The organism is Paraburkholderia sp. RL17-347-BIC-D (genome assembly GCF_046027915.1).
Taxonomy (GTDB): domain Bacteria; phylum Pseudomonadota; class Gammaproteobacteria; order Burkholderiales; family Burkholderiaceae; genus Paraburkholderia.
On sequence record NZ_JARESS010000004.1, the window covers coordinates 258,767 to 280,779 of the forward strand.

The following is a 22,013-nucleotide window of genomic DNA, read 5'->3' on the forward strand; positions in this document are numbered from 1 at the left end:
TAGAAGTTCTCCAGTGCGGCGCTTCAGTGCAGCGGCGCCTTGCGCAACTCGTTGACCTCGCGGGATGTCACGGGCTGGCCGTGATTACCCCACGCAGTGCGGATATAGGTGACCACGGCAGCGGCGTCGGTGTCGTTCAGTTCCTGGCCGAAAGGCGGCATGCCGTACGGTTCCGGATTGCGCATGGTGCCCGGCGGAAATCCGCCGTTGAGCACGATGCGGATCGGGTTGACCGCGGAGTCCATTTCGATCGACTGGTTGCCCGCGAGCGGCGGGTAATGCTGCAACTTTCCTTCGCCCTTCGCGCCGTGGCAGAGCGCGCACTTGTCGGCGTAGATTTTTTCGCCGAGCGCGAACACGTTGGTGTTGGTCGGCGCAGACGGCCCGGACTTGCGGCCGCTCTTGTCCGGCAAGGTCTTCAGATAGACGGCCATTGCCTTGACGTCTTCTTCCGTCATGTACTGGAGGCTGTGATACGTGACCTCGGCCATCGGACCGTACACGGCGCCGCGATCGGAAATGCCCGCTTGCAGCAGATCGACGATGTCCTTGATGCTCCAGTCGCCGAGGCCGCCGTCCTTGTCCGAGGTCAGCGACGGCGCGTACCAGTTCTGCACCGGAATCAGGCCGCCCGCGAACTGCTCGCTCTGCGACGAGCCGCCGAGCATGTTGATCTTGGTGTGGCACATGGTGCAGTGCCCGAGCCCTTCGACCAGATATGCGCCGCGGTTCCATTCGACCGATTTGGTCGGATCGGGTTGGAACTCGCCCTCGCGGAAATACAGCGTGCGCCAGCCGTACAGCAGCTTGCGCTGGTTGAACGGGAAGCGCAGCGTGTGTTTGTGATTCGGCTCACGTACCGGTGCGACCGTCTTCAGATAGGCGAAGATCGCATCCGAGTCTTCGCGCGTGACCTTCGTGTATTGCGCGATCGGCATCGCAGGGTAGATCAGTGTGCCGTCCGGCGTGCGGCCGGTGCGCATCATGTTGAAGAACGCCTCCTGACTCCAGGTGCCGATGCCGTACTGGGCGTCCGGTGTGATGTTCGGCGAATACAGCGTGCCGAACGGCGTTTCCATCGCGAGACCGCCGGCAAACAGTTTGCCGCGCGGCGCCGTGTGGCAGGCGACGCAGTCGCCGGCGCGCGCCAGATACTCGCCGCGTTTGACGATGTCGGGGCGCGTGTCGGCGCCCGGCGCGAACGCCGTGGTGGTTTCAGCGGCGCGTGCTTCGGCGATCAGCACCGGCGTGGGCGATGCGTGCAGAAGCGCGGCGCTGCCGGCCACGATCAGGCCGCCAATCAACAGACTGGATACGAGCGACGCCGGCACGCGAAGGCGCTTCATCGTGAGGATCAAAGCGGCGCGCACTGCGCGGAAGTAGCCCAAAGTGCGAAGTGTCGGCTTCATTGCGGTTGGCTCCCGCAGGCGAGAGGCAGCCGCTCCGTGGACGCCGGCGCGGGCCGCGGATCGGCCGGACGTGGTTGGCGCGCGAGCCAGCTCGATACCGCGGTGATGTCCTTGTCGGTCAGCTTGACCGCGATCGAGTGCATGCAGTCCGGTGCGAGCGCGTGCCGCGTGCCCGAGCGCCAGGTGCCCATCTGCCCGGCGATATAACTCGCGTGCAGACCGAGCAGGCCGGGAATGCCCGGCTGCGTGCCGGTCATCCGCGCACCGTGGCACGCGATGCACGCCGGTATCTTGCGGGCCGGGTCGCCCTGTGTGACGAGGCGCTGTCCGGCGGCGAGCACGGCGGGTGCGACGTTGCTTTGATCGGCGTTGGGGTAGGGCGGTTGCAGATCGGCGAAATACTGGCTGATCTTGCGCAGATAGTCGTCGGGCAGGAAGGCGAGGAGGTAACCCATCGGCGGATAGGTGCGGCCGCCGTCGCGGAACGCGGTCAACTGATTGAACAGGTAGTCGGCCGGTTTGCCCGCAATCCGCGGAAAGTAATCGTTGTTCAGGCCCTGGCCCTGCACGCCATGACATGAGGTGCAGGCGCGCACGCGCTCGTCCATGGCCGAGGGCATGGCGCCGGACGCCTCGGTGGCGGCAAGCGCCGCACCGCTCCACATGACGTAAAGCACAAACAGAACCGACGATCCGATAGTTCGACGATGCACGCCAGGCCTCGATTGGGAACGTTCTTTGTTCTCGATTATCTCTCGCGCACTCTCACGTGGATTCGCTTATGAAGCCGACGGATGACGCATGTCAACTCTGCCGGTTTTTCTTGTGTAACGACTGCAAGAACAGCAAATCGAAACGGACTTATTCTGGATGGCGAGTGATGATTCGCTACGGCGATGCGATTGCTTTGCTAAAACAATGATCGGCCTGAATGCGCCGGCGGGTGGCGGTTTCGGGCTGCGGGAATTGACGCTTGAAACGTTCAGCAGCGTGTACGAGGTTGCAGGAAATTAGTCGACGCGTCAATAGCAAACAAAAGCTCATTCGACGGGACACCTGATCATGATAGGCGTCGACCAGGGGGCTTTCAACATTTCCATTGCGAATCGTCTCGTGTCGACGCTATCGCGCGAATGTGATCTTTTGATGATCAGCCTCGGGCTTCCATGAGACGGCGTGAGCCCATCTTCCGTGAGTCAACTGAAGAGCCGCATCAAGGCCGTGCGAGCGTTGCTGACAAGTTCGGCTTCGCCGATTCGCCCAGGCAAGAGATGAAATTCCACGGCGGGCAACGCGGGCAAACCGACGCTTGCCGGACAGGCCACGACACCGCCGCCAATCGACGATTCGTTCAGGCAGGAAATACCGAGCCCGGCCTTCAGCGCGAGTTGCAGGCCGGCGACGCCGGAAGCGGAGTGCGACACTACATACGGTACCTTGTGCTCGTCCAGCAGCTTCACGACGAAACGCTGCAACTGGCAGCTCGACGGCAGCAATACGAGTGGATAGGGCGTGGCCGGCCGTGGACTTGAATCGGCCGCGCTGACCCACAGCAGTTTCTCGCGGCGCACAACCGTGCTTTGCGCGCCGGTGCGCCGGCTCGCGGCGCGCATGTTGTCCGTGACGAGCCGCAGCGAGAGACCGATGTCGAACGACGCATCGTCGCCCGCATTGCTGTCGATCACCGCGCTCGGCAGCACGGTGACGTGCAGCTTCAGACGTGGGTGCTGTTCCGAGAACGTCTTGAGAATGCGCGCGATGTCGTGCGGGCGGTAGTAGTCCGTGATGGCGATGCGCAACTCGCCGTCGAGCGAGCGGCCTTGCAGGTCTTCGAACGCGGCTTCGCTCATCGCGATGATGCGCCGCGCGTGCTCGAGCAGCCGGCTGCCGGCGGGCGTGGCGCTCACGCCCTGCTTGCTGCGCACGAAAAGCGGCTGGCCGGCGCGCTCCTCCAGTTTCTTCAACTGTTCGCTGACCGAGGACTGCGACAGGAACACGCGCTCGGCGCCCGCCGAGACGCTGCCCGATTCGGCGACGGCGACGAAGGTCCGCAACTGCGTCAGGTCAAATCCGCGTTGGCTCATGATTCGGTATATCCGATGGAAGTCATCTGCTTTTCCGGCTTTTCCGATGGAAGCCTCAGCCGTAGGATACCCCCAGATTCTTTGCGGAGGGTGTCATGGGAGGCGAATCAATTGCGGGCTTAGGGTTATCCGGCGGCCGAACGGCGAGTCATCGGTGGAAGGTGTTGGGAGTCGGGTTCGCCGCCAACGCGAGTTTTTCGGCGGCGTTCTCGGGGATTCCGACGACGGCGGTGTTCTTGCGCTCCGGCTATCACCTGGGCAATGACGGGCTAGGCCTCGTGCTTGGCATGCTCGGCCTCGGCATCGCGGTCAGCGAATTGCCGTGGGGGTTGCTGACCGACCGCTGGGGCGACCGGCGCGTCTTGCTGCTCGGACTGCTTTCGACCGCGGCCGCGCTGGCTGGTCTGGCGCTGTTCGTCGTGCCGTCCGGTGCGCATGTCCCGAGCGTGACGATGCTCGCGCTCGGCCTGTTGCTGGTCGGACTGCTCGGCGGCAGCGTCAACGGATCGAGCGGCCGCGCGGTGATGGCCTGGTTTCGTGAGGGTGAGCGCGGCCTGGCCATGAGTATTCGCCAGACCGCGGTGCCCGCGGGCGGCGGCCTTGGCGCATTGCTGCTGCCGGTGCTCGCGTCGCGTTTCGGCTTTGCGAGCGCCTATACCGTGCTGGCGCTAGCGTGCGCGATCACCGCGGTGTTCGCGTGGCGCTGGTTGCACGAACCTTCCCATATCGAGGCGGACGGCGCGCGTGAGGTGCGCGACACGGCGGCTGCGAGCGGCGTGCCCGCCAAGGTCTCACCGTTGCGCGACATCGGCATCTGGCGCGTGGCGCTCGGCGCCGGCGCGCTGTGCGTGCCACAACTCGCCGTTGTGACGTTCGGCACGGTGTTTCTTCACGATTTCAGCCGCGCCGGCGTGCTGGCGATCAGCGTGACCATGGCCGCGGTGCAAACGGGTGCCGCGATCGCGCGGGTCTGGAGCGGCGGTTGGACTGACCGGCGCGGCAATCGCCGGGCTTACATGCGCGCCTGTAGTCTGCTGACCGCGGTGCTGTTCGCATCGCTCGCGTTGCTGACGGGCCTCGTCGGCATGCATCACGCGGCGATGACCGCGGTATTCGCGCTGACGGTCGTGGTGGGCGGCGTGAGCGCGTCGGCATGGCACGGCGTGGCCTTCACGGAACTCGCCACGCTGGCAGGGACGAGCCGCGCGGGCACCGCGCTGGCGATCGGCAACACCTGTGTGTTTCTTACGCTGTTCCTGACGCCGCTGGCGATTCCGCCGCTGTTGTCGGTCGGTTCGTGGCCGATGGTGTGGGCCGTGGCCAGCGTGTGCGCATTGATCGCGTTGCCGGTGTTTCCTCGTGCCGCGCGTGAGGGCAAGGTGAGCGCGGCGCGCGCTTGCGATGCAACTTGATATGGATCACGGTGCCCGTTGTCGACGATGCTGCGGGCGATACGGCGCGCCGTGCCGAAACTTCTGCGATGAATGGTCGAGTCGTTGAGTTTCCGCCGAAAATGCGCCGCTCGAGAAACTCGAAAATATCCATTCCGCGTAATTATGCTTTCTATTTCTAATCAATCCGCAATGGACTATTAGTTTCTCTGCAGGATTCGGAGCGCTCCGATTTTCGTGAAGTTGTGGCGGTGATTTTATGGGCGCCTTGGCACATTGAGCGTTGCCGAGGGGCCGTTAAAGCATGCGCAGAGTGGTTCAGATTTTTCTGCGTATGCGCATTCACTCCTACAACAAACGAGAGACAATCCCAGTGAATCTTCGAATTATCCTGGCGGACGATCATCCCTTCGTTATCCTTGGCATCCGCGCCGCACTGGAAATGCATGCCGGCGTGACTGTCGTCGACGAGGCGACGAATCCCTTTTCGCTAATAGAACGCCTGCGGAGCACGCCCTGCGATGTGCTCGTCACCGATCTCGCGATGCCGGAACACTCATTGGCCATCGACGACGGCCTGAACCTCGTGCGACGAATCCGAACCGGCTGGCCGCAATTGCGCGTCGTGGTGATGACAACTCTGGCAAACGCCGCGATTCTTCGCGCGATAGTGTCGGACGGCGCCGTGAGCATGGTCGGCAAGGCGGAGTCGATGGACGAGCTCTGGCAAGCGATTCTCGCAGCTCGGCACGGAGAAACCTACCTCGGCCGTTCCATCATCGAAGCGCTGGCGCAACCACAGGATCCCGAGTGCGAACAACCGCCGGCGCCACGTTTAACGGGCAAACAGGCCGCAGTCGTCAGGCTGCTGGTAAGTGGCCAGTCGATATCGGACATTGCTGCGGTGCTCGGCTGCGATCGTCGCACGGTCACGCGGCAAAAACGCGAAGCGATGGCCAAACTCGGTGTCACCAACGATCCCGGTCTTTTCTCTTATGTGCGCGCTTATGGGATTCTTAATTTTGAATCGCATATCTAAGCAATTTACTTTTTGAATTGACTGAGGTTGTTTCGGACCGATCTTATGTTTATTCTCGCGAAAATATTTAATCATCGTGATAGGAGCAGGGTTGACGAAAGAGGGCGGCAATCATTCAAGGTACGGAGGAGAAGTAGAAGATGCGCGACACCGCTGAGGTAAGCACACCCGTTCGCGCGATCATCGCGGACGATCATCCACTGGTGCTGCTGGCAATCGAAAACCTGATAAGCGGCTATCCGAATATGGAGATCGTCGGCCGTGCAGCCGACGCCACCGAACTCTTCGCAGAAGTCGATCGCGGTTCATGCGACCTCGTGCTCATGGACCTCTACATGCCGGGCGGTTCGGATGGCAGCGGACTGGAAGTCGTCAGGCAGTTCAAGACGCGCTACCCCGACATCGCGCTCGTCGTGCTCACCATGGAAACCGAGGCGGCCGAACTTCAAAAGGTCATTTCGCTCGGCGTCGAGGGACTGGTGAGCAAGCGGGACCGGATCGACCTGATCCATGTGGCCGTCATCACGGCGCTGGCACGCGAGTGCTATGTCGGGCCGGCGGTGCGCGCATTGATCGCCGACGCATCGGCGACCCAGCGGCTCGATTACGTCCGGAAGATTCTCTCGCGCCGCGAACTCGAAGTGTTCACCCAATATGCGTCAGGGTATGGCGTCACCGAGATCGCCGCGCGTCTGGAACGCAGCGTCAAAACGATCAGCGCGCAGAAGTGCACGGCTATGCGCAAGCTGGCCCTGCACAGCGATGCGGAACTGTTTCGCTTCGCCGTCGAATACGGTGTGATTCCTGAGGAGCGCGTGCCGAAGCGGCAATGAGCCGGCGATAAGTCGGCCACGTGTCGCGCCGTCGCGCCGTCGCGCGACGAATAGAAGATGTATTGGCATGCCCGGGGAAGCACATCGTGTGCAGGGCATACCAATCGATAAGACAATAGAAAATGAGACAGAAGATCCGCGTCATCATCGCAGACGATCACGACTGCGTTCGCGTCGGCGTCAAGCGCGTGTTGCAAGCCGCGCCGCACATCGAATGTGTCGGCGAGGCGGCCGACACTCACGGACTGGCGGAATTACTCGACGCCTGCGCGTGCGACGTCGTCGTTTCCGATATCAACATGCCGGGCATTCATGGCGGCAGCAACGCGGTGTCGTTTCTGCGCCGTCTGTTGCGGGGCCAGTCGCGTCCTTGCGTCGTCGTCCTCACCATGATCTGCCACGCTCACATGCTGTCCGGTCTTCTGCATATCGGCGTGGGCGGCATCGTCGATAAACGCGAGACCGTCACGGCGTTGATCGATGCGATCGAGGCAGCGTTTGCCGGGCGCGTCTATCTGTCGCAACACGCGCGTGTCGCGATGGAGGCGGCCGACACGCCGTTGCAGTTGCGCGCCGGCATGCTGAGCGCGCGCGAGTGGGAAGTCTTTCAGCTTTATGTGCAAGGCCTTGCCGTCCATGAAATCGCGGTACGCTTGCAGCGCAGCGGCAAGACCATCAGTACCCAGAAACGTAGTGCGATGCGCAAGCTCGGGCTGGAAACGGAAGCTGACCTGATCGGCTATGCGCGGCAGATCGGATTGGCCTGACAACTGGCGAGCAATATTGCATTGCGCCGTCGCGCGGATGATCTTGGCGAACCAGAAATTTAGGAGTCTTCTGATTGGTTGCGGGACGTTGGCGTCTCATAGTTCTGAATTCACTACGGCTTTATTCCGTACTCTCCTGACGAAATCGATCATTTCGTCAAGCTGAGCGATTCCCGGGCCGAGAGAATTCAGGCAGATGTCTGATGGCAATCGTGCGATGCCGTCTGCCTGGGAGCAGAATCAGGAGGCGGCATGGATGCGTTAGGTAAGCGGTTGTTGGTCGAGGGTGTTGGAACGGCGTGGCTGGTGTTCGTCGGCTGCGGCAGCATTGTGTTGAACGTCGGTGCGGTCCAGCAGGCAGGTGGCGTGCTGGAGGTGGCGTTGGCGTTCGGTCTCGCGCTCGCCACGGCCACTTACTGTTTCGGCGGCGTGTCCGGCGGTCATTTCAATCCCGCTGTCACAGTGGGCTTCACTGTCGCGCAACGTTTTCCGGTCAGGGATCTGCTTCCCTACATTGCCTCGCAGATTCTCGGCGCGATCGTGGCCGCTGCGCTACTCCTTTACGTGGCGGGCGGCCGTCCCGGGTTCGATCTTGGCGCGAGCGAGTTCGCGGCAAATGGCTTCGGCGACCATTCTCCTGCCGACTATCAGCTGCATTCAGCGCTGGCCATCGAGTTCGTGCTGTCCTTCGGCTTCGTCATGGCCAGCCTGCTGATCGCCCGCCGGCAAGACATGGCGTCGATCGCGCCGCTGGTCGTCGGCGCCTGTCTGGTGCTGGTCTATCTCGTGTCGATTCCGGTTACCAATGGTTCGGTGAATCCCGCCCGCTCCACGGCCCAGGCATTGCTCGTCGGCGATTGGGCGCTGGACCAGCTGTGGTTGTTCTGGGCTGCGCCTCTGTCAGGCGGGGTCATGGCCGGTGCGCTGTTCTCGTTTCTGCACGGCAAGGCCGACCACGCTGCCGCGACGCTCGCCGGCGGGCGTGGCGAAGTTGCCTGAGCGTCGCCGGGTGCCATTACCGTGTCTGCCGTCAATTTCATGCCAGGCGTTGCAATGAGGCGTGCGCTTGAACGCCTCTCGCTGGGTCTGCTCGCAGGGCTCTTATTTTTCGCCGCGCAAACAACAGCGTTTGCTCAATCGTTCGACAATCGCTCGAACACTGAGGTTGTTGCCAGTTTCCCCGCGAAACTGACCGTCGGCGTGCTCGCTAACAGTTGGCTGCCGTTCGACGCTCTGCAAGACGGACAGCTCACCGGCATGAGTGTCGACTATCTGCGCGCCCTCGTCGGGCCGAACGTCGTCATCGAAGCCAAGGCGTTCCCGGACCTGCCGCAACTGCTTGTCGCAGCATGCGCCGGAAATGTCGATCTGCTGATGAGCTTTGCCCGCACGCCCGAGCGCGAGCGGTGCTTGAGTTTCACCGCGCCATATTTCCGCTCTTCCACGTCTGTCGTGGTACGCCGGGACAGTAACAGTTATGGAAGTCCCGCCCAGTTGGCTGGAGCGCGTATCGCGCTGGAGAAAGGTTTTGCGCTTGAGCGTGTGACCCGCGAACGCTTCCCACACGCCCAGATCACCACGTTCACCGCGACGCACGCCGCACTCGCCGCAGTGATCCAGGGCGACGCAGATGTTTATCTCGGCTCCACTGCTGTCGTGCAATATGCATTGTCCACCGACGAGTTTCGCGGCTTGCGAGTGGCCTTCGAGGAGAACAGCAAAACCTCCAATTTGCGCTTCGCGGTGCCCCGCAAAGAGACTGCATTGCGAGACCAGCTCGACCAGGCGCTCGCGTCGATGAACCCGGCCGACGAAGTGGCGATTCGCATGCGCTGGCTATCCGGCAACTTCGACGCGAAGCCTGTGCCCGCCGCGCCGAGTCTCGCGCTGACGCCGCAAGAGCAGGCCTGGCTTCGTTCGCTGCCACCATTGCAGGTTGGTTTCGATAATCGCTGGCCGCCCTTCAGCTACGTCGACAACTCCGGCCGACCTGCGGGCATTGCCGCCGATTATCTGACGTATCTGAGCCGCACTCTAGGCGTCGTCTTCAACCGCGCCCAAACCGCCGATTGGCCTGCCACGATCGAAGCTTTCCAGCGCGGCGAACTGGCAATTCTCGCCACAGCTTCCAGTCACGATCCACGCCTCACGAAGGCGCGGCATACCAGCGCATACGAGAGCTATCCGCTGGTGATCGTCGGGCGTGAGGACGAACCGGCCGCTCGCTCGCTGAACGATTTCGCGTCGCGCCGCATCGTCGTTTCGTCGCATGTCGCCGGTTCGGTCACGCTCGCATTCCAGCGAATTCCGGCGGACCACGTCGTGGTCGCGCCCAGTCTCGACGACGCGCTCAAGATGGTGGAGTCCGACGAGGCGGACGTTCTGGTGGGCAACGTGGCCGCCGTGGATATCCTGCTCAAGCAACGGTACGACGGCGTCCTCAAGATCCTCGGCACGGTGGGCGACTCCGACGCGCTCGACTTCGCTGTACGCCCCGACCTGAGCCCGCTCGCTGGGCTGATCGACCGTGCGCTGCTGGCTATGCCGCCCGCGGAAAAGCAGCGCATCCGGCAGAAATGGGTCACCGGCAACGCGCCGGAGTCGGGCATGTGGAGCGTGACCGCGGTGCGTCTGCTGCCGGTGCTGATCGGCATCGGCGTCGCGCTGTTGATCACCTTGCGCGCCTATCTGTTGCTGCAGCGGGAAGTCAGGTTGCGCAAGAAAACCGAGCGTGAACTGGAACTGCAACTGAACTTCCAGGAAACCTTGATGAAGACGGTGCCCTATCCGCTCGTCGCCAAGGACCTCGATGGCCGGTATATCGCCGTCAACGAGGCCTATGAGCAAGCCTGCGGGTTGGGCCGCGAGGCGATCATCGGACGAAGCACCATCGAAGTGCGGACATGGGGCGAGGCCAATAGCCGCATCCTGGACGACATTACACGCGAGATGCTGAACGGCGGCGAGACTGCGGAGGTGGAGTTGCAGTTCGAGCGCAGCGCGGGCAATGTGCGGCATGGTCTTTTCTGGACCCGCATCTGCCGCGGCAGTGACGGTCAGCCCGTTTGCGTGCTCGGCACGGTGGTCGATATCACCGATATCCGGCGCGCCGAAATGCTCGCGCGCGAAACCGAGCGGCGCCTCTTCGACGTGACGCGATCGCTGCCGGCGGTGGTGTTTCAACTGCGCCGCACTGCGGATGGCGTGTATTCGTTTCCGTATATCGGCGGCGACACGCGTCATCTGCTGGGCGTGCGAGACGGTTCGCAGAGCAGCAGCGATCACGTCGATTTCCAGCGCGTGTGCGAAGAGGATAGGGCGTTCGTGCTGGCTGAACTCGAGCGCTCGGCGCACTGCGAAACGCCGGTGGACATGGAGTTCCGTTTCGCAGGCGATGAGGACATCAAGTGGGCGCGTGCCGAATTGGTACCGCATCGCGAATCGGATGGCAGCGTCGTCTGGAGCGGCTACTGGGTGGACGCCAGCGTGGAGCACGCGCGCTCCGACGAGCTTGCGCGCGCGCGTGACCTGGCCGAAGCGGCCTCGCGCGCCAAAGACGACTTCTTCGCCATGATGAGCCATGAAATCCGCACGCCAATGAATGGCGTGCTCGGTCTCGTGGAAGTGTTGGAGCGCACGCCGCTCAACGCGGACCAAGGCGAAATGCTGGGCATGATCCACGAGTCGGCCGGCGCGTTGCTGCAGATTCTCGACGACTTGCTCGACTATTCGAAAATCGAAGCGGGACGGCTGACCATCGAGGCCGAATCCATCGACATACGTGACCTGGTGGACAACGCTGTGGGCCTGTTGGCCGGCCGCGCCCATGAAAAGGGTCTCAAAGTACGCGTGGATATCGGCTCGGACGTCGCCGCCACGCTGCGCAGCGATAGCGTCCGATTGCGGCAGATTCTCTTTAATCTGCTCGGCAATGCCATCAAGTTCACACCGCAAGGCGAGGTCGACGTGTGCGTGTCGGTCGTCGCGCAGAGCGACGGCATTCAGACGCTCGAAATGATCGTCGAGGACACTGGCATCGGCATCGCGCCGGAGGTGCAGGCCAAGCTCTTCGAGCCGTTCGTGCAGGCGGAATCGTCCACCACGCGCCGGTTCGGCGGCACGGGCCTTGGCTTGACGATCTGCCGCAAGCTGATCGACCTCATGAACGGCTCGCTCACGTTGCACAGCGAACCGGGTAGCGGCACGCGCATGACCGTGCGGCTTGCCATGCCGATCGAGACTCAGCACTATTCCGTGAACGGCTTGCGTGGCAAGTGCGGAATCGTGGCAACCGGCGACGCGCGTATCGCCCAGGCGCTGATGCACTTCGGCGAAGCGTTCGGCCTCGAATTGCGCCGCGTTTCCCCTGACGCACCCGAACTGCACGATCGCGCCGCGCTGGCCGACGTGGATTTGCTGTTCGTGAATGAAGATGTGGCCTTGCCCGCGGACATCAGGCCGCGCACGCGTGTCATCTGTCTGACCGAAAAGCCGAAGCCGACGGGCTACCGCATTCTCGACGACAACGTGCGCGTCAGCATCAATCCCATTTCGTGGCGCGGCCTCGGCGCCGCGTGCGCCGCCGCCATGACCGGGCTGCCATCGGTGACGCTGCGATCGGCAGGTATCTCGCGTACGCCCGAGGGCGCCACTCCGCCTCCGGACCGCGAGCGGGCCATCGCCAGTGGCCGGCTGATCCTCGTCGCTGAAGATCATCCGGTCAATCAGGAGTTGATCCGTCACCAGCTCGCGTTGCTCGGCTTCGCGTGCGACGTCACGAACGATGGCGCCGAGGCGCTGGCCGCGCTGGAACATACGAGCTACGGGTGTCTGATCACGGATTGCCACATGCCAAAGGTGTCCGGTTACGAACTCACGCGGCGCATTCGTGAAAGCGAGCAGGGCGGCGCTTATCGCCTGCCCATTCTGGGTATCACGGCGAACACCGCGCCCGAAGACCTGAATCTGTGCCGCGACGCCGGCATGGACGACAGCCTCGTGAAGCCGACACGGCTCGCTACGCTGCGTGATTATCTGAGCCGTTGGTTCGGCACCGACAGCGCGTGGCAAGCCGCGCCTTCGGAGGCCGTCAACACGCCGGCAGTCGCAGTGCCGGATGTTCATGGTGGCGCCGAGCCGTTCGTCCCGGTCGATCTCGGGCACATGACGCAACTGTGGGGTAGTGAATCGACCGTCAAGGCGTTGCTCGACTCGTTCGTGTCGTCCGTTCGCGAGGATGTGCTGTCCTTGTCGCCGTTGCTCGAGCGCGTGGAGACGGAGCGGATCGAGGTGGACCGCGTGCGCGAGTGGCTTCATCGCGTGGCGGGGGCGGCGAGCGTCCTGCAATATCCACCGCTGCTCAAGGCACTTGAAGACTATCGCCGCGAAATCACGGTCAAGCCGCCGGAACGGGTGCGCGACGATGGGATGGTTTTAATCGACAAGTGCAATGCCATGCTGGACGGAATCGAACAGCAGGCCGCGTTGCTCGTATAAAAAACCGCTTTCGCAGATGCGACCGCATCAAAGCGCTACAGCGCCTGTGTGAGCGGGGGCGCGACAAAAAGACGAAAAAAAACGCGGCCGAAGCCGCGTTAAAGATTTGGAGACTTCCCTCGATGAAGGAGTCACTTCTCGCAAGAAGAAGCATAACCGGGATATTGCCGGTCATTCATTACAAAATGCGCAATTAACTGTTTGAGGAAATCGATTAAAACGCCGTCGAGGCGCTTTCGGATCGATATCGCAAGCCCGTTTGTGCGTCGGAAAAACGCCCGGGATCACTACGGACAACTACAAAGTGCCACGCGTTTCGGTTGCCTCGAAGGCGGGTGCTGTGCGTGAAAGTGACTGACTAAAAAACGCGCGATGGCCTCGCGCTCCCCAGCAAAAACAGGTTCGGCGGATTTGCACTAGTATGTGGTGGCTTCGCGCGCGGCCGAGTGTCGGTGCGGCGGTGCATCAAGTCCGGAGAAGACCATGATTGCGCTTCGAAAACTGAATCTTGCCGTGGTGCTGTGGGCGTTGGCGTCGGGTGTTGCCTTCGCGGACACGGTGGCGTTGAAGGCGGATCTCGAGCCTTCGAGCGAAGTGCCGCCTCGCGTGAGCCACGGGCACGGCATGTTGGACGCCACCTTCGACACGTCGACAAAATCCCTGCAATGGACAGTCAGCTACGAAGGCTTGAGCGGCCCGGCAACCGCCGCGCATTTCCACGGCCCCGCGCCGGTGGGCCAGAACGCCAAGATTCAGGTGCCGATCGACAAGGGCGCGCTCGCCAGCCCGATCAAAGGCTCGGCGGCGCTGACCGAACAGCAGGTGACGGATCTGATGGCGGGGCAGTGGTACTTCAACGTCCATACCGCACAGAACCCGATGGGTGAAATTCGCGGGCAGGTTTTGCCGGCGAACTAGGCGACCGGAAAGCCTTACCGCGGCGACGCAGGCGTTTTTGAGATTAGAAGCGGCCATCCACCGGCGTAGTAGCGAACGCACGTAACATGACAGGACACAATCGAAGGAGCGTGTCCCGATGAGTTGGCAAAGTGCACTCGCGTGCTGGTATCTGCGTAGACAGTTTCGACCGGAGACCCTCAAGCCACGCATCGATGTCGAAAGAGCGCGCGCGCTGACCGCCAAGCGGGTCTGGTCGCCGCGAGTGCCGGGCGGCTGGCGTCTGCGTGAGTTGTACGGCGCGGACGATGCGCCCTTGCGCGGCGAGTGGATCGAGCGCGCCGACGGTGCGCCAGCCGCAAACGCCGGACCGACCGTGCTGTATTGCCACGGCGGCGGCTACTACTTCTGTTCACCGCGTACCCATCGTTCGATCGTGTTCGGTCTCGCGACGCGCGCCTATGCGCCAGTTTTTTCCCTCGACTACCGTCTCGCGCCAGAGCATCGCTTCCCGGCGGCGCTCGACGACGCGACCGCGGCGTACCGTCGGTTGATCGCCGGGGGCATCGCGCCGGAGTCGATCGTGATCTCGGGCGATTCAGCGGGCGGCGGTCTTGCGCTCGCCACGCTGGTGGCGTTGCGCGACGCCGGCGATCCCATGCCGGCAGGCGGGCTGCTATTTTCGCCGTGGACCGATCTGGCCGCGACCGGCGCCAGCATCCGCACCAACGACGGTCTCGATCCGATGTTCAGCGGCTCGGCGATCGCCCTAGCGGGAAAGGTCTACCTCGGCGACACGCCAGCAACGCATCCCTACGCTTCTCCGGTTTATGCCGACCTGCGCGGCTTGCCGCCGCTCTTCATCATGGCGGGCAGCACCGAGGTGTTGCTCGACGATTCGCGGCGCGTGGCCGACAACGCGCGGGCGGCGGGTGTCGACTGCGAACTCGAAGTGTGGAACAAGATGCCGCACGTCTGGCCGATCTTCGCGCCGTTCATCCCCGAAGGAAATCGCGCGCTCGACCGCGCCGCGGCCTTCGTGCGGCGCGTGACGAGCCGCGCGGCTCAGCCGTCGAGCGCGATGTCGATCGCCTGATAGGCGGCTTCGACCGTTTCCTGGCCGTACTGCCGTTCCAGTCGACGCACGGTGAAGTGACCGTGCGCGACCTGCTGGAAGTGGTCGATGAAAACCGTATTGACCATCGCGCCGAGCACCGCGCCGATCGCCGGGATGGATTTGGCGGCGATCTGTTCGCTCACCTGCACGGAGAAGCGCGCGGCGATCGTGTTGAGCAGGCGCAGCAAGGCCGCGGAGCCGTGCGCGGTGAAGCCTTTGGTCGCGATTTCAGACGACGCTTTCGACACCGCCTGCGCGAGCGCGCCGCGCATGATGAAGTAGCCGAAGTCGGCGTCGTCGTCGGAACTCGACGTGCCGCCCATGCCGAGCACCGTCAGACATTGCAGCTGCGTGTCGATCGACGTCAGATCCTCGCCCTCGCTGCGCGCGATGTCGCAGATCGAGCGGAACATCAGCGTGGTCGTGACCGGCAACTCGACGGGTAGCGCGAACAACCCGAATGCGCCGCCGGCCGCGCCGGTAGTCGCCACGGCGAACTTGTGCAGCAAGTTGCTCGGCTTGTCGGGCACCACGAGCGGCGTCGCGCCGTCCTGCCGCCCCAGTGTGCGCAGCGCGATCGACAGGCACTTGCGCAAGGCCAGCTCCGTCGCGTCGGTGACTTTTTCGTTGGCGAACGCCGGCATGCGCGAGAGCAGTTTCTCCAGCGGCGCGCCGACGATGCTCGCCAGCTTCATCGCCAGAGCGGGGCTCTCCAGTTCATGTTTTGCGCGGCGCAGCGCTTTCAGGTCGTCGTCCGATAACGATTGTGTTGCGAGCGAACTCGGCTCCATGTGCCTCCCTGGCGTCATGTGATATCCATTCTTCAGTCGACTGCCGATGCGGCGAACCACGACGGCTTGTCCCGCTTAGAGCGTCGCAGCGTGGTATGATTCCCAATCGTTTGACGTGTCAACTGTTGCTCCATCAAAAATGGCTGTCCATACCGCGGCCCACCACTCGAGTGGGCAAGTTTTACCGTTCCGTGAATCGCTACTGGCGATGCTCGGCATCTCCTTCGTTACGATGCTGGTCGCGCTCGACCAGACCGTGGTCGGCACCGCGTTGCCCACGATCGTCGCCGAACTCAAGGGTTTCGAGCTGTACGCGTGGGTCGCCACGTCGTATCTGCTGACCTCGGTGATCACCGTGCCGATTTTCGGCCGGCTTGGCGATTACTACGGGCGCAAGCCGTTCGTCATCGCGTCGATCGTCGTGTTCACGGGCGCGTCGGTGCTGTGCGGCGCGGCCAACAACATGCTCTTCCTCGTGCTCGCGCGCGGGCTGCAAGGCATCGGCGGCGGCATGCTGGTCGGCACCGCATTCGCCTGCATTCCTGATCTGTTTCCCGACTCGGTCGTGCGTCTGCGCTGGCAAGTGCTGATGAGTTCGGCGTTCGGTATCGCAAACGCGGTGGGGCCGTCGCTCGGTGGTTTCCTGACGCAGTATTACGGCTGGCGCTCGGTTTTCTATGTGAATCTGCCCGTCGGCCTGCTGTCGCTGTTCTTTGTCTGGCGCTTCCTGCCGCATCTGCGTCATGTCGAACACGAAGGCAAGATGCGCCTCGATTGGCCCGGCGCCGTGTTGATCGCCGTGGCGCTCGGCTCGCTGCAACTGTTCGTCGAATTGCTGCCGAAGCATGGCGTGACCTTGAGCGCGTTGGCGTTGCTCATCTTGAGCGTCGCGTCGGCTTACGCGTTGTGGCAATGGGAAAAGCGCTGCCCGACGGCGATCCTGCCGGTCGACATGTTCCGCAACCGCAGTCTCGCCGCGCTCTTCACGCTGGCCGTGCTGGGCGGCTTTTCGATGTTCTCGCTGCTGTTCTACGCGCCGTTGCTGTTCCAGGGCGGCTTCGGCATGTCGCCGAAAGAAGCGGGCCTCGTCATTACGCCGCTGGTCGTGTTCATCACGATCGGCAGTATCGCCAATGGGCGCATCGTCTCGCGCGTGCGCAATCCGAATCTGATGCTGTATATCGGCTTTACGCTGCTCGCGCTGGCGTGCCTCGGCGTGGTCGTTGCGACGCGCGCCATGCCGCAATGGCTGTTGATGTCGTTCATGATCGTCGGCGGTTTGGGGCTCGGTTTCGTCATGCCGAACCTGACGATCTTCGCGCAGCAAACGGCCGGTCGCGAACACCTTGGTATCGCGACAGCGCTGCTGCAGTCGCTGCGGATGATCGGCGGCATGATCGGCACGGCGCTGACCGGCACGCTGGTCAGCCACATGTACGCGAGCGGCGTGCGCAGCGCGTTGGACAACGATCATGCGTCGCACTGGTTCGCGGATCTCGGCGACCCGCAAATTCTCATCAATCGCGATGCGCAAGCCACTTTGCTCAGCCAGTTGACGCATGCGGGCCACAACGGCGCGATGCTGCTCGAGAGCGCGCGAGAAGCGCTCGTGTCAGCGATTCATCTGGGTCTCGCCATGGCGGCGATCATCGCCGTGGTGTCGGTCTGGCAAAGCCGCCGTGTGCCGCCGATCAAACTCCAGCGCAAGCTCGAACCCGTGATTCACGCGGACTGATTTTTCGACTCACCGTTTTACAGACAGATCATGGAAGAACAGGACCGCGTCGCCGTCATGCAGCAATTCGGCCGCACATATCGGGCGTTCATGTCGGCTTTCGAGGCGCACGTCGGCCATCCGTTGCCGCGCTGGCGCATTCTGCTCGCGCTGCACGAGCAGGCTGGCGAGTCGTCGCAGAAGCGGCTGGTGGAGCGCTTGCGCGTCGATCCGGGCGCGTTGACACGGCAACTGAAAACGCTGGAAGGTATGGGCTGGATCGCTCGCAGCATGGATACGCGCGATAACCGCGTGACCAACGTGCGCCTGACCGAAGCGGGGCAGTCGGCAACGGAAGCCAGCTTGCCGCGTCGCAACGCGTTTATGCATGACACGATAGCCGTGTTGCCGGACGACGCGCTGAACGCGCTGTCGGGTGCATTGAAGATGCTTGAGGCGAGGATCAGCGAAGTGGCGGCGACGGCTAGCGCAGTTGAGGCTGTCGCTCAAACATCCGAGATAGTGGGCAATGAAGCGCCGCGCCAGCCTTGATCTGCCGGACGGGCACGGTTAAACAAAGTCACCTCGCCGGAGCGGCGCGAAAAACCCGCCCTTCCGCAACACCACGAAAGGCGCGCCTCGTTGCCCGAGAACGCGCCGTTCGCAAAACCCATCAGAAGAACGTTTCAATCACTTCCGTGACGCGATACGCCGGATCGACCACCAGCACCTGACGCCATTTGTCGAACGTCAGACACGGATGCGAGATGTCGAACGCGATCATGTCGCCCACTTTCAGGTCAGCGCCTGCGGGAATCCGCAGATACGCGTGCTGATCCATCAAGCCGAAAATCTCCCAGCCTTCGCTCGCCGCGATATCACGCGGGGCTTCGTTGCCCGGACGAAAGTGGCGCGCCGGTTCCGGCATCCCGGCGTCGAACGCGGAATCGCGCTTGCCGAGACCGATGATCGCGCGATCCGGTTCGGGAATCGACTGTACATACGCCCACAATTGCAGCGCGGGAAGCAGCCCTTCGCCCATTTTCTTCGCGACCGGATTGCGCGCGAAAATTTCCGTCTGCGCCTTGCGATAGATGCCGACGTCGTGTGTCAGATAGCAGCCGGGACGCAGTACGACCTCGACCTTGCCGGTCTCCGACGCCTTCACGAATTCTTCCGCGACCACGTCGTACCAGGCCGAACCCGCGCCCGACAGCACCGCCGGCGTACGCGCAAAACGGCCTTGCTCGACGAGTTCGCGCGTGACCGCGACCGCGCTTTGCAGAAACTCGCGCACTTCGTGTTCTTCCTTGAGCACGCCTTCATACAACTCGACGCCAGCGAGCTTCAGCGTGTCGGGATAACGTGCAATCGCCTCGAGCACTGCGTTGCGCTGCGCCGCGTCGCGCACGCCCGTGCGCCCACCCGGCACGCCGAGTTCGAGCAGCACTTGCAACTGCTTGTTCACCGACTTGAAAAACTCGCCCAACTGCTCGACGCCTTCAACCGAATCGACGAGGCAGAAGAATTCGAAATCCGAATCGCTCAGCAACTCGGCAACCATCATCATGTTGTGACGGCCGACTAGCTGGTTGGCCATGAGAACACGCGAAACGCCGCCGTGATAAGCCGCGCGCACCTGATGCGCGGTGGCGAGCGTGATGCCCCACGCGCCGTTTTCGAGCTGACGGCGAAACAGCTGCGGCGCCATGGTGGTCTTGCCGTGCGGCGCGAGCTTGACACCGTATTCCGCGACGAATGCCTGCATCCACTTGAGGTTGTGCTCCACGCGGTCCGCGTACAGCACGGCGGCCGGCAGGCTCACGTCTTCGTTCAGCAGGTTCCACTCGAGCCGCGCGGCATCCGTGAGTTGGATACTGGTGCCCGGAACCATGCCCAAGCCCTTGCTATGAGGATCAATCGTTGCGCCCTGATAGTTTGTAACTTTCATGTCTCCCTGCTCCATCGTCCAGTTAAATTGAATCAAAGTTGACTTTACCATGTTACCGAAAGTACGATGGATGAAGAAATGTTATTTAGTACCACAGTTGGGCGGAGGCGGGTTATAAGCCTTCGCGCGGCCTCCCACAGTCTGCAATGAACTTAACCGCCGAACCGCTCGCTTTCGACATCGTCGCGCGCATTGCCGAATGCGCGCCGGAACTGCGCTCGGCCGAACGCAAGGTCGCCGCGCTGATTCTCGACGATCTGACGGGCGCCTCGCGCGCCAGCATTGGCGCGCTCGCGCAGCAGGCGGAGGTGAGCGTCGCGACGGTGACGCGCTTTGCCAAGGCGGTCGGCTGCCGCGACGTGCGCGAGCTCAAACTGCGGCTCGCGCAGGCGGCCGCCGTCGGTCAGCGTTTCCTGAAGGCTGGCGGTCCGAACGACGCGCCCGAGCCGATCGCAACCCGCGTGTTCGACGAATTGCAAACCGCGCTGGTGCACAACCATCAATTGCTGCGCCAGGCGCCGCTCGGCGACGCGGCCGCCGCCTTGCGCGGCGCGCGCATGATCTACGTGTTCGGCATGGGCGGCGGCTCGACCGCGCTCGCCGACGAGATGCGCTTCCGGCTCGTGCGTCTCGGGCGGCCGGTGGCGACCTATCAGGACGGCTTGCTGCAACGCATGGTGGCGAGCACCGTGTCGCGCGAATGCGTGGTGATCGCGCTCTCCACCACCGGGCGCGTGCCCGAGATGGTCGAGAACTGCAAGATCGCGCGCAGCTACGGCGCAACCGTGATCGCGCTGACCGCGCCGGCGTCGCCATTGGCGCGACTCGCCGATTGGGTGATTCCGATCGTGGCCTTTGAAACTGATTTCATTTACAAGCCGTCGTCGTCGCGCTACGCGATGATGATGGCGCTCGATGTGCTCGTCACCGAACTTGCCGTCAGTCAGGGTGACGAGAGCCGCGAATTGCTGCGCCGCATGAAGCATGCACTCGACACGCACCGCGGCGGCGGCGATCGACAACCGTTAGGAGACTGATCCATGCACTCGCATCCCGAAGCCGCTGATACGCTGATCGTCGGCGCGCAACTGTATGACGGCACGGGCGCGCCGCCTGTCGAACGCGACGTCGCGGTTCGCGACGGCCGCATCGTCGCGATCGGCAATCTGTCGAACTGGCTTGCCGAAGAAGTGATCGAGGCCGAAGGCCGCGCGCTGGCGCCGGGCTTCATCGACGTTCACACGCACGACGACACGCACGTGATCCGCTCGCCGCAAATGCTGCCGAAGATCACGCAAGGCGTGACGACGGTGATCGTCGGCAATTGCGGCATCAGCGCGTCGCCGGTTGCGCTGAAGGGCGATCCGCCCGATCCGATGAACCTGCTCGGCGAGCGCGACGCATTCCAGTACCCGACCTTCGCCGCGTATGTCGAAGCGGTGAACGCGGCGCGGCCGGCGGTGAACGTCGGCGCGTTGATCGGGCACACGGCGTTGCGCAGCAACCAGATGGACCGGCTCGACCGCGCGGCGACACCGCAGGAAATCGACGGCATGCGCGCACAGCTCGAAGAAGCGTTGGCCAACGGCGCGCTGGGTCTGAGTTCAGGGCTCGCATACGGCTCGGCGTTTTCGGCGCCGACCGAAGAAGTGATGGCCTTGGCCGAACCGCTCGCCGCGGCCGGCGCGTTGTACACCACGCACATGCGCACCGAATTCGACGCGATTCTCGACGCCATGGACGAGGCGTATCGCGTGGGCCGTCACGCGCACGTGCCGGTGGTGATTTCGCATCTGAAGTGCGCGGGTCCGTCGAACTGGGGACGCAGCGAGGAAGTGCTGAATTCGCTCGAAGGCGCGCGCCGTCTGCAGCCGATCGGTTGCGATTGCTATCCGTACAACCGCAGTTCGTCGACGCTCGACGTGAAGCAGGTGACGGGCGACATCGACATCACGATTACGTGGTCGGAGCCGCATCCGGAGATGGCGGGCAAGCTCGTGAAGGAGATCGCGGCGGAGTGGGGCGTCTCGCAGCAGGAAGCGGGCAAGCGTCTGCAACCGGCGGGCGCGGTGTATCACAACATGTCCGAAGAGGACGTGCGGCGCATCCTCTCGCATCCCGCGACCATGGTCGGCTCAGACGGGCTGCCGAACGATCCGCTGCCGCATCCGCGCTTGTGGGGCGCGTTTCCGCGCGTGCTCGGCCACTACGCGCGCGACGCGGGCTTGCTGCCGCTCGAAGAGGCGGTGCGCAAGATGACCAGCTTGTCGGCGCGTCGCTTTGGTCTGGCGCAGCGCGGCGAGGTGCACATCGGCTATCACGCCGACCTGGTGCTGTTCGACCCGGCCAAGGTGCGCGACGCGGCGACGTTCGAGAACCCGCAGCAGGCCGCCGACGGCATCGACGCGGTGTGGGTGAACGGCGTCTTGACGTATCGCAATGGCGAAGTGACGGGCGAGCGCGCCGGGCACTTCGTGGCGCGCGGCGCGGCATCGAAGGGTGACGCGCACGGCGCGTTCTGATT

At 63.2% G+C, this 22,013-nt stretch carries 17 protein-coding genes; 12 read left to right on the plus strand and 5 right to left on the minus strand.

Annotated features, from left to right (window positions below; genetic code table 11):
• Positions 1 to 23: 23 nt before the first annotated feature.
• From P0D96_RS08530 to P0D96_RS08540, 3 genes are all read right to left on the minus strand, one after another.
• Positions 24 to 1,409, minus strand: a complete 1,386-nt coding sequence (locus tag P0D96_RS08530) for a c-type cytochrome (RefSeq protein WP_408312945.1) — start codon at positions 1,407 to 1,409, stop codon at positions 24 to 26.
• The gene (locus P0D96_RS08535) at positions 1,406 to 2,122 is read right to left on the minus strand and encodes a c-type cytochrome (RefSeq protein WP_132376092.1); all 717 of its coding nucleotides are present in this window, start codon (positions 2,120 to 2,122) and stop codon (positions 1,406 to 1,408) included. The genes P0D96_RS08530 and P0D96_RS08535 overlap by 4 nt, the downstream gene beginning before the upstream one ends.
• Positions 2,123 to 2,605: 483 nt before the next feature.
• Entirely contained in the window at positions 2,606 to 3,493 is an 888-nt protein-coding gene (locus P0D96_RS08540; protein WP_408312948.1) for a LysR family transcriptional regulator, read from the minus strand.
• A 95-nt stretch (positions 3,494 to 3,588) separates the two neighbouring features.
• Here P0D96_RS08540 and P0D96_RS08545 point away from each other — a divergent pair, with 95 nt between their 5' ends.
• From P0D96_RS08545 to P0D96_RS08580, 8 genes are all read left to right on the plus strand, one after another.
• Entirely contained in the window at positions 3,589 to 4,905 is a 1,317-nt protein-coding gene (locus tag P0D96_RS08545) for an MFS transporter (RefSeq protein ID WP_408312951.1), read from the plus strand.
• A gap of 313 nt (positions 4,906 to 5,218) precedes the next feature.
• Positions 5,219 to 5,923 (plus strand): response regulator, encoded by a 705-nt coding sequence (locus P0D96_RS08550; protein ID WP_408178344.1) that lies wholly within the window; start codon positions 5,219 to 5,221, stop codon positions 5,921 to 5,923.
• 140 nt (positions 5,924 to 6,063) lie between these two features.
• Positions 6,064 to 6,756, plus strand: a complete 693-nt coding sequence (locus tag P0D96_RS08555; protein ID WP_408178301.1) for a response regulator — start codon at positions 6,064 to 6,066, stop codon at positions 6,754 to 6,756.
• A 122-nt stretch (positions 6,757 to 6,878) separates the two neighbouring features.
• Complete coding sequence (locus P0D96_RS08560; protein WP_408178302.1) at positions 6,879 to 7,523, plus strand: response regulator; 645 nt, start codon at positions 6,879 to 6,881, stop codon at positions 7,521 to 7,523.
• A 252-nt stretch (positions 7,524 to 7,775) separates the two neighbouring features.
• Positions 7,776 to 8,522, plus strand: a complete 747-nt coding sequence (aqpZ, locus tag P0D96_RS08565) for an aquaporin Z (protein ID WP_408312955.1) — start codon at positions 7,776 to 7,778, stop codon at positions 8,520 to 8,522.
• 54 nt (positions 8,523 to 8,576) lie between these two features.
• Positions 8,577 to 13,019: an ATP-binding protein gene (locus P0D96_RS08570; RefSeq protein WP_408312958.1), complete on the plus strand. Its 4,443-nt coding sequence runs from the start codon at positions 8,577 to 8,579 to the stop codon at positions 13,017 to 13,019.
• A gap of 483 nt (positions 13,020 to 13,502) precedes the next feature.
• On the plus strand, positions 13,503 to 13,937 hold the full coding sequence (locus tag P0D96_RS08575; protein ID WP_132376085.1) for a CHRD domain-containing protein: 435 nt from the start codon (positions 13,503 to 13,505) through the stop codon (positions 13,935 to 13,937).
• Positions 13,938 to 14,055: 118 nt separating this feature from the next.
• Positions 14,056 to 15,012 (plus strand): alpha/beta hydrolase, encoded by a 957-nt coding sequence (locus tag P0D96_RS08580; RefSeq protein ID WP_408312961.1) that lies wholly within the window; start codon positions 14,056 to 14,058, stop codon positions 15,010 to 15,012.
• On the opposite strand, the gene P0D96_RS08585 is transcribed toward P0D96_RS08580, so the two are convergent.
• On the minus strand, positions 14,982 to 15,824 hold the full coding sequence (locus tag P0D96_RS08585; RefSeq protein ID WP_132376984.1) for an EcsC family protein: 843 nt from the start codon (positions 15,822 to 15,824) through the stop codon (positions 14,982 to 14,984). The two genes, P0D96_RS08580 and P0D96_RS08585, sit on opposite strands and share 31 nt — an antisense overlap.
• Positions 15,825 to 15,963: 139 nt before the next feature.
• Here P0D96_RS08585 and P0D96_RS08590 point away from each other — a divergent pair, with 139 nt between their 5' ends.
• Positions 15,964 to 17,559: an MDR family MFS transporter gene (locus P0D96_RS08590; RefSeq protein WP_408284222.1), complete on the plus strand. Its 1,596-nt coding sequence runs from the start codon at positions 15,964 to 15,966 to the stop codon at positions 17,557 to 17,559.
• 30 nt (positions 17,560 to 17,589) lie between these two features.
• Complete coding sequence (locus P0D96_RS08595) at positions 17,590 to 18,090, plus strand: MarR family winged helix-turn-helix transcriptional regulator (protein ID WP_408284224.1); 501 nt, start codon at positions 17,590 to 17,592, stop codon at positions 18,088 to 18,090.
• A gap of 121 nt (positions 18,091 to 18,211) precedes the next feature.
• On the opposite strand, the gene P0D96_RS08600 is transcribed toward P0D96_RS08595, so the two are convergent.
• On the minus strand, positions 18,212 to 19,489 hold the full coding sequence (locus tag P0D96_RS08600; protein ID WP_408284227.1) for an amino acid deaminase: 1,278 nt from the start codon (positions 19,487 to 19,489) through the stop codon (positions 18,212 to 18,214).
• 146 nt (positions 19,490 to 19,635) lie between these two features.
• On the opposite strand from P0D96_RS08600, the gene P0D96_RS08605 reads away from it, so the two are divergent.
• Together P0D96_RS08605 and P0D96_RS08610 are read left to right on the plus strand one after the other, a co-directional pair.
• Positions 19,636 to 20,526 (plus strand): MurR/RpiR family transcriptional regulator, encoded by an 891-nt coding sequence (locus P0D96_RS08605; protein WP_408312964.1) that lies wholly within the window; start codon positions 19,636 to 19,638, stop codon positions 20,524 to 20,526.
• Positions 20,527 to 20,529: 3 nt separating this feature from the next.
• Positions 20,530 to 22,011: an N-acyl-D-amino-acid deacylase family protein gene (locus P0D96_RS08610; RefSeq protein WP_408178309.1), complete on the plus strand. Its 1,482-nt coding sequence runs from the start codon at positions 20,530 to 20,532 to the stop codon at positions 22,009 to 22,011.
• Positions 22,012 to 22,013: the final 2 nt, after the last annotated feature.